Source organism: Chryseobacterium subflavum, from assembly GCF_055762745.1.
On record NZ_JBVTMR010000005.1, the window covers coordinates 222,137 to 231,154 of the forward strand.

General features: G+C 33.7%; 7 protein-coding genes. 3 read left to right on the plus strand and 4 right to left on the minus strand.

Annotated elements, in window-relative coordinates; genetic code table 11:
* Window positions 1-170 precede the first annotated feature (170 nt).
* Window positions 171-710, minus strand: a complete 540-nt coding sequence (locus tag AC0INN_RS20165; RefSeq protein WP_306614830.1) for a hypothetical protein — start codon at window positions 708-710, stop codon at window positions 171-173.
* A 757-nt stretch (window positions 711-1,467) separates the two neighbouring features.
* On the opposite strand from AC0INN_RS20165, the gene AC0INN_RS20170 reads away from it, so the two are divergent.
* Both AC0INN_RS20170 and AC0INN_RS20175 read left to right on the plus strand, forming a co-directional pair.
* A complete protein-coding gene (locus AC0INN_RS20170; protein WP_306614832.1) occupies window positions 1,468-2,268 on the plus strand; it encodes a hypothetical protein in 801 nt (266 codons plus the stop codon).
* A 202-nt stretch (window positions 2,269-2,470) separates the two neighbouring features.
* Window positions 2,471-3,139 carry a hypothetical protein gene (locus AC0INN_RS20175; protein WP_306614834.1) on the plus strand — a complete coding sequence of 223 codons (669 nt, stop codon included), beginning with the start codon at window positions 2,471-2,473 and terminating at the stop codon, window positions 3,137-3,139.
* A 234-nt stretch (window positions 3,140-3,373) separates the two neighbouring features.
* On the opposite strand, the gene AC0INN_RS20180 is transcribed toward AC0INN_RS20175, so the two are convergent.
* From AC0INN_RS20180 to AC0INN_RS20190, 3 genes are all read right to left on the minus strand, one after another.
* On the minus strand, window positions 3,374-4,066 hold the full coding sequence (locus AC0INN_RS20180) for a M48 family metallopeptidase (RefSeq protein ID WP_306614836.1): 693 nt from the start codon (window positions 4,064-4,066) through the stop codon (window positions 3,374-3,376).
* 4 nt (window positions 4,067-4,070) lie between these two features.
* Window positions 4,071-7,223: a type I restriction endonuclease subunit R gene (locus tag AC0INN_RS20185; protein WP_306614838.1), complete on the minus strand. Its 3,153-nt coding sequence runs from the start codon at window positions 7,221-7,223 to the stop codon at window positions 4,071-4,073.
* Between the two features lie 147 nt (window positions 7,224-7,370).
* Window positions 7,371-8,297 carry a tyrosine-type recombinase/integrase gene (locus AC0INN_RS20190; protein ID WP_306614840.1) on the minus strand — a complete coding sequence of 309 codons (927 nt, stop codon included), beginning with the start codon at window positions 8,295-8,297 and terminating at the stop codon, window positions 7,371-7,373.
* Window positions 8,298-8,378: 81 nt separating this feature from the next.
* Here AC0INN_RS20190 and AC0INN_RS20195 point away from each other — a divergent pair.
* On the plus strand, window positions 8,379-9,018 hold a 640-nt coding region (locus AC0INN_RS20195), incomplete at its 3' end, for a restriction endonuclease subunit S (protein ID WP_306614842.1).

Genomic DNA, 9,018 nt, shown 5'->3' on the forward strand with positions numbered 1-9,018 from the left:
AAAAAAACAGGAAGGAAAAATTCCCTCCTGATTATAAATAATGTAAAGTTCAAAATTAAAGGCAGAGCATTTATTGTAATATTCTGTAATTAGCCACTTGTTAAATTACATCTTAAATATCAAATTTTTATTTACTTTTTTTTGTCATAGAATATCTCCTTACAAGAGAATTAATCATATTTTCTTAAACTATAATAACCAACATAATCATTTAAAGTTATTATGAATTCATCTTCAAACATTCTGTACAATATTGTATATCTCTCAGATGAATTTAAATTTGTTAAAAACAATAAAAACTGTCCATTTTTCGCTTTTAAATACTCTTTTTGGATATCCTCAATGTTTTTCAAATTAATATTATTATCAATTTCACTAAAATTGATTAGATAATCTGCTCCTTTATATTTAGTTAAATTATTAACTTTTATAACCTCATTATGGAGAAAAAGAGCTTTTAAAAAATCTTTCAAACTTGAATACTTATTCGAATACTCATCTTTATAAAGCTCAAACAATAAATCAATATTAGTTTCTAAAATTTTATTATTATCAATTGCAAAATATAGCCTATAATTAAAATATGGGGACGGTAATCCATTTTCAATAGAAGATAATTTATCAACTAAAATTTCTTTTTTAAATTCACTCTTACATGAAGAAAACACTAGTAAAAGTAATAGCAGTAAATTTTTTAGAAATATTTTCATAATTATCTGCGTTTTTTATCTTGATTAGCAGGTATTATATAATTTTGAGGATTTGGATTAATCTGCACTTCTCCATAGGTAGTTCCTCCGTGGCTCGAGCGTCACGCTCGTTGCCATTCACATCACAAATTTAAATCTATTTCCAGAATTTTCTGATCATCATTACAGTAGTTTATTACACTACCATATTTCCATTTGTATATTTCTGCTACAAAGCTACTTTCAGGTCCATTAATCTTAAATACTAAAAATAAAAATCCAAGAAAGTGTACCTTCTCGGATTTATATATAGATTGTTAATCTTTATTCGGGCACGAGCGTGACACTCGCTCGAGCAGTTGGCTCTAATATTACAGTAAACTTTTATGGTTATTACCGAACAACCATAAATTAACTATCGGGTTGTTATTTTTTTCAATTCAATAAAAGTTATTTCCCAATACAAAAAATTGACATTCCCAATTTTAGGGCTATAATTTCTTTTGGGGGACAAGACGGTACCAATCTCTCACAAACTGATAATTTTCAAAACTAAGTTACACATTTGTTTATAAATTATGAAGCACAAAATATTCACAAAACCAAGATTATGTATTTCTTAACGCGCATCTATTCTATGATTAACACTGAGCCTACCTTGTTAACACTGTAAACTCATAGCTACTTATTAAATTGCAACAAATTTCAACAGATACAGAACACTTACAAAAAATTTCATTTATTTGTTTTTTGTATATTGGTTATCTAATAACCATAAATGAAAAGAGCATTTTTATACATAGATATATTAGGGTTTGAAAACCTGGCAAGAAGCAATCCCTCGAAGATTGACAAAATTTTCCAAATTTTTGATTCTCTTAAAGTTCATAGCCATCATGCACTCCAGACTGTTGTCTTTTCCGATACCATTCTTGTTTTTAATAAAGATAATGACTGGAGTACGGACTATTATTGTACCTACTTAATTGAATATGCGCAGGAGCTTTTCTATAGACTATCCTTCATTAATGTTTATTTCAAAGGATTATTGACTTATGGGGAATTTAATTTTTCACAATTAACCAACATTCAGGCATACTATGGTAAAGCCTTAATTGATACCTACCATGATGAGGGAACTTTGGAGGGCTTTGGGCTCTACATTCACAAAACTCTCACGGAGTACGTCGTTATTTTTGATAATACCCAATTTACCGAAAATTATGATTATATCTTGCTCTGTCAGTCACTTAAAAACCTTTACGATTACGCAAATGGTATATTGCCCGTTTCCTTGGAAGCACTCACAGAAACAGACACTTTCCACCGAGTTGACGAAGATCTCAGATTTTTGCGAGAAATAGCATTTATAAAAGATAATCATCCTATTGAGAGGGTTCGCAAAAAATACAAGGATGTATACGATATTTATAAAAGGGAGCTTCCGCTGTTTTTTGATGCATTTGAAAAGGAAGGTTTTTTGCCGTGGCTCATTAATGAAAATTATACGGGAAGTTTTAATCCCTTTGACCTGCTAGCTGAAAAAGAATTGTCCCAAAATAAAAAATATGAACTTTGATAGATGCGCACTAACTGGCTATGCTTTGTTCGCTGGAGATATTAAATCGACCGTAGGAACGTTTATTGAATATGAAACAGATTATGTCGGAAGAGTCAAAATTCCCATTTCCACTTATGGTCAACTTATAAATGGGAGACATGAAAATTATCTGCTAGCTGGAATATGTAAACAAAGAACTATAGATAATCAAGAGCCTATTATGCTAGATACCGCTTTTATTACTGAAGGATATAAAAATACGAATCCGCCATCCCAGTTTGAAGAAAAATGTGTTCATCTGTTGAAACATATATATGAGAATTATGGCAAAGAAAACAGGGAATTCGAATTCAATTCCACGAAAGATTTTGCTTTAGCGTACGCCAGCCCAGAGGAATTTGTAAGAATTATTAATCAACTTAAACAGGATCACTTTATATCAGTTCGTAAAGATCATCGACTGGCTGGGGGTGCACGGCTATACATGGGAATAACAATGACAGGTATAGGAAAAGACAAGGCTAAAAAGCAACTTCCCAAGATGCCAATGTTTGGCCTTGTCAGTCAAGAAATCACAAGTGGCGACACAGCGATCGATCTGAAAATAAACGAAGCACGTCAGCGATTCTTCTCTGAACCACAATCAATGGAAAATATGAGGTCCGCCTGCGAAACATTAAGTTATGTCCTTGAGCCACTAAGAAAGGATATTTCTACCGTGCTGCCATCAAGAGATGTATCAGACTTCTTCCTGATTGTCAACACCTTTGATATACGACACAATAAGGACACTACAAAAAATCTAATCTATCCCGAACAATTGGAATGGGTATTTTATACCTTACTAAACTCAATAAATACCTACATAAAGCTTAAGAAGATATTATAATTTTTACAGGTAATCGATTTTCTTAAACCAAAAGAGAGCTGCTAGAAAATTCTCAACAAAGTTAAATCGCATTTAAATAAAAGATGTAATTAACTGCGCTAAAGTGTTTTAGGCTCATTGATTATAAATCATTTGACTACCGGATATCTTTAGATTTTAGCTATCTGTCTAAGGAGTTCTACTGTTCATTCTCTCTGAGTACCCAAATCTATCATGTATTAACCTAGGTTCAGTCTAGGCAAAGCAATCTAGCATTTCTTTTCTTTTCTCCCAGTCGGGCATCATCATAGTCAAAAGATTAAAAAAATTTTGATTATGATTTTTATAAACTATATGACATAACTCATGCATAACGACATACTCTATACAGCGCTTAGGAGTATGAATTAATTTAGGATTAAAGATAAGCTTATTGCTAATGGTGCAACTCCCCCAACGCGTAGACATATTTTGAAAGAAAATATACTCAGGCGCTTCAAATCGCTCAGAGAATTTATCAATAATAGGTTTGGCGATCTCGGTTATTTTACTCATAGCCCTATCTCTCAGCCACTTATCAAACACACCTCTAGCCTTATCTTTACTCTTAACATTAATCAGGAACAGATTACCTTTATAGAAGACCTCTACCTTATTCGATTGTTCGACTACAATTTTATACTTACGCCCCAAATAATATACCGAATAGCCAGATTTAACTTCATAGTCCACAAGATTTGAGTCCAAATTTAACATAAGAGATTTTTGCTTGATAATCCAGTTAGCTTTTTTTAAAAGCTCTTCTTTAATCTTATCAACACCCAAACCTATCGGCGCAGTAACTTCAACAGAAGAAGTCGGTAAAACTTTTATCCCTATACTTTTTCGTTTTGAATATTGCAACTCAAATTCTATAATCTGCTTTCCGTAATGAATACTATCCACCATCACACTATCTATTTGCAACTGCTATCTCTATTAATTTCTTAGTCAATTCGTCCGCCTTTGCTATTGATAAGTCGAAAACATCCATTAAATAATCTCCAAAGTCCAATTCTATCTTGTTGATAATGTCCGTCCGCTTGTACCAGTCCACAACTTCAAAATTGGATACAACCTGATCAAACATCCTGGTAATCTCTATCTCCTTACCATCCAAATCACCATAGGCCTTTAAAAGATTATAAATCGACACATTTCTCTTTTTATCCCTGACTTCCTCTGGAATCGTGGATGTATGCCCATCCAGGGCCTGTTCCTTGAATACAGTCAGCTTTTTCAATGCTTCTAATTCAGACAAACGATTTGCGCGCATTTCGGCAATAGTATCGCTGATCAATTCGGATAATCTCTTAAATAGCGCTGGGTTTAATTCCAAATTAATTGACAAATATCTACTTGTAGCAGCTGCAATTTTCTCAGCCTTAGCTCTTGGACCAACCAACTTTTCAACTTCTTCCGCAAAAGCATCAACATCCATGATATTCAAGGGTTCAACCAAACGGATTATTTCTTCAGTGACCACATGTTGGTCTAGTAATTTCTGAATTTGCTTTTCATACTGTGCAAAACTGATTGTGTCCATATAGACTGAATTTGCAGCAACACGAATCCCAGCATATTTTTTTAATTCCTCCTTATAATGATTTATTTCAGTTTCCGATATTGAATTATGAAAATCTATTGAAGACAATGCTACTTTTAAAATTCTTGCAAAAATACTAAACTTACTATAGAATTCTTCCCTGATTGCCTGGTCAGATAGAAATACAACGTATTCATCAATGTTGAGTTTATTAGTCACGTCCTTAAAAATATTTACGACATCTTTATGTGCATGAGGCAATTTTTCCACTTCTACTGAAATATTTGTCAAAGAACCCACAAGATCATCAGGATCAAATGAATCATCACCAGCATAACTTTCCAACGCCTCTTTGAGATCTTCCATAATACCCGCATAGTCTATGATAAATCCATAATCCTTTCCTGGATAAACTCGATTAACACGTGCAATAGCTTGTAGTAATGTATGCTCTTTCAACTTTCTACATAAATACATGACAATAGTCTGTGGTACATCAAAACCAGTTAGTAGTTTATCGATTACGATCAAAAGTTCGATATCCTCCCCATTTTCATAATGCTGGATAATATTGCTATCTATATCAGGTCCATATTTTGCCTTAAGCAATTCATAATACTGCGTGACTTCAGGCGCTTCGGAGCTGTGGATGTCCTCATTATTTTCTCGTGTATCTGATGCCGACATTACTACCTCAGTTTTCACTTTGCCAATAAGATCAAAATTCTTTTTATACTTAACGGCAGTCAATTTATCCGGACAAACTACCATTCCTCTGAAACCGGAATGCCCTTTTAACCTATCGTTTCCCCAATTTGATTGAAAATGTTTGCTAATGTCAAATGCAATCTGGTAAATATTCTGTTCAGTTTTCGAAATCAGTTTCTCCCTGCTCATTTTATTTTTAAGATCACCACGATGTTTTTCACTGAGATCTTCAATTACCATATTAACCGTATTGTCAAGAGCTTTTTTATTGACATCCTGTACAGCCAATCTGCCCTCGTATAGAATCGGAACTATTGCACCATCTAAAACAGCTTCCGATATAGGATAGGTATCTATGATTCCACCAAATTTATTAGCTGTATTTTTTTGCTTTTTCATTAGAGGAGTACCGGTAAATACAATAAAACATGCATTAGGTAACACTCTTTCCATGTTAACATTAAATATTCCATGTTGAGTCCTGTGCGCCTCATCAATGAGAACGAAAATATTGGGGCTTAACAACTGATTGTCCGATAGACTTTTTACAGCTGCATCAAACTTATTTATAATCGTAGTAATAACCATATCACCATTTCCTTTTAGTAAACTAACTAATTGCTTACCGGAATTTGCGTTTATCACATCAACCTCAACTTTTTTTAAGGTGGCAGTAATCTGCCTGTCAAGGTCAATCCTATCCGTAACTAAAATGATTTGGGGATTTTGTATTGTATTCTGGATTTTACGTGCAAGCATTGCCATTGTCAATGACTTTCCGCTACCCTGCGTGTGCCAGATCACCCCACCTCTTCTTTTACCATTACGAATAGGTTTAATACGATCCATTATCTTGTTAATTGAAAAGAACTGCTGAAAACGTGCAATCTTCTTCACGACTCCTCCTTCAAACAGAATAAAGTCTTTTACAATAGACATTAACCGATCAGGGTTAAGTAAACCGTGTATGAAAATATCCTGTTGGCTAGGGGCGATATATTGACTATATTTTTCTCTGAACAACGTGAGATCGGATGAAGTTCTCAAATCGGGGTCGGCAAAGAGTTTTTCCTCTACGGCTTCTGGCAATGCCGTATTCACTAAAACATCTAATTCTTCTAGGAAATTAGGATCCTTTTCCTTCCATATCGCCCAAAATTCTTCCTTTGTATTGGTTGTTGCATACTTCGTACTAACTAAAGAAGTAGCCACTAGAATCTGGCTGTAAACATACAGATTAAGAATACCGTTTTCCTGTTGATTTCTAATGTGCTGAGATATTGCCTTTTTCAGAGAATCTTTGATAAGTGGACTCTTGCACTCAATAACAGACAATGGAATACCATTAACAAAGAGAACAATATCCGGACGGTACGTATCTTTACGACCAGTTCGCAGTACAGAAAACTCTTCAGCAACGTGAAAATAATTATTACTTGGAGTATCCCAATCAATATATTTTAATGTAAAGCTCTTTTTGTCGCCATCTATAGATTGCTCCAAAGAATAACCAAATATGAGTAAATTGTAAATTTGATTACAGGCATGTACCAGCCCCTCGGACAACGGAATGTCTCCTAGCTTCTGAATTGCTTTTTCAATATTAGAAGAATCGAATTTCCTTTTCTTTGTACCTATCTTAATTTCATTAATATGCATAAGCCGCTCACGCAATATATGTGTTAAGATTACATTACTTTCCTTATTATCACGAAGTACCAAACCCTCTTTTTTACTCAGATAAGTATAACCTGAATTGACTAGTAATTTAAGTGCTGGAATCTGTGATATATTATTTTCTGTAAAAGCCATGGTTAATCGGTTTTTGACACTTTGCCATCTTTATTTGCTATACAATGCAAACCTTAACAATATGTTTAACTAATTTTTAGTACTTAGGCAAATTACGGAAATAAATGCGAATTACGGGCAGTTAACCCGTAATTCAAGGTATGGAAATTATCGAAGTGCTTTAAACATCTGCTCGATTGCTTTCTTTTTCTGTTCCATGTTTGGATGAACATACAAATTTAACGTAGTACTAATATTGGAATGGCCCAGTAAAACACTTACAGTTTTATAGTCACAATTACTTTCGATACACCTGGTTGCAAAACTATGTCTTAGTCCATGAAATTTAAGATCTGGCATTTGCAATTCGCTCATAAAGTTTTTATAATAGCTCCGGTATGTCCTGGGCTCTGTAGGCTTGGCATCATTAGTCAACACAAAATATGAGGAATTAACAATTTTTTTAAATGGCTTTAAAATTTTTAGCAATTCTTTACTTATTGGAATATCCCTGATAGAGTTTTTTGTTTTTGGGGTATCCAAAATTAATTCAGTCCGCCTAACACCATCTTCTATCACATAAATACGCTGTATCGTCTTATTAACACTGATAATTGATCTATCGGTATCAATATCCTCCCAGCTCAGCGCGCAGATCTCCCCTATCCGCATCCCTGCAGTTAGACAAATGTAAACGCCTAAGTTCCTAAAAGTAAAATGCTCCTGAATATGACTCATAATTTTTCTCTGATCTGACCTGCTAAGCACCTCAATATTGCTCTTTTCCCTTTCTGTTGGAAACTGAACTTCAAAGGGAGTGTACTCAAATAATTTCTTCTTAGCTCCAAATTTTAGTACCATCTTCAAGACTATAAGAATATCTTTGATCGTCTTATGGCTCAGGCCTTTTTCAAGTTTTTGAAATACAAAACCTTGTACATCTGGCTCTTCGATCGAATACTTATCGCCAAAAACGGGAATCAAATGATTTTCTATCAATAGCATATAAGCGGAATAACTTGATTTCTTTACATACTGCTTTTTGTCCACTTTCCATAATTCAATAACTTCTGCGAGTTGTTTTTGTTGATTCATTATAATATTATTTTTAACGATCCAAAGAAAGCAATTAAGGATTCTAAATCTTCGAGATAATTTTAAATTAAGGTTCCAAATTTGAGATTTCCAGGATTTGAAGGGGAGTGGGAAACTAAGAAGTTGGGCGAGATTGCTAAGTTTTCAAAAGGAAAAGGAATTTCTAAAAGTGATATAGAAGAAAATGGAGTTACTGAATGTATAAGATATGGAGAACTCTATACGCATTACAGAGAAGTTATTAACGAAATAAGATCTACGACTAATATAGATAAGTCTACATTAGTTTTAAGTGAAGAGAATGATGTGATAATTCCTGCTTCTGGTGAAACAACAATCGATATTGCAACTGCCTCTTGTGTACTGAAATCCGGGATTGCATTAGGAGGTGATTTGAATATTATCAAGACTAAGATTAACGGGATCTTTTTATCTTATTATCTAAATAGTAAAAAGAAAATAGAAATAGCTAATTTAGCACAGGGTATTTCGGTAGTGCATCTATATTCGAGTCAACTCGCATCTCTTTCTTTAAGTTTACCAAAGCTCAATGAGCAGAATAGAATTTCTTCCTTTTTGGCCTTACTTGACAAAAGAATACAAACCCAAAACAAAATAATTGAACAATTAGAAACCTTAATTAAAGGACTAAGTGAAAAACTATTTTCTCAGGGTAGTAGATTCAAGAATTATAAAAATGGGTGGAAACTGAAGAATTTGG

Excerpts from the sequence above, each read along its gene's own strand:
- AC0INN_RS20165 (WP_306614830.1), bottom strand. The coding sequence starts at position 710 with ATGAAAATATTTCTAAAAAATTTACTGCTATTACTTTTACTAGTGTTT.
- AC0INN_RS20170 (WP_306614832.1), top strand. The coding sequence starts at position 1,468 with ATGAAAAGAGCATTTTTATACATAGATATATTAGGGTTTGAAAACCTG.
- AC0INN_RS20175 (WP_306614834.1), top strand. The coding sequence starts at position 2,471 with ATGCTAGATACCGCTTTTATTACTGAAGGATATAAAAATACGAATCCG.
- AC0INN_RS20180 (WP_306614836.1), bottom strand. The coding sequence starts at position 4,066 with ATGGTGGATAGTATTCATTACGGAAAGCAGATTATAGAATTTGAGTTG.
- AC0INN_RS20185 (WP_306614838.1), bottom strand. The coding sequence starts at position 7,223 with ATGGCTTTTACAGAAAATAATATATCACAGATTCCAGCACTTAAATTA.
- AC0INN_RS20190 (WP_306614840.1), bottom strand. The coding sequence starts at position 8,297 with ATGAATCAACAAAAACAACTCGCAGAAGTTATTGAATTATGGAAAGTG.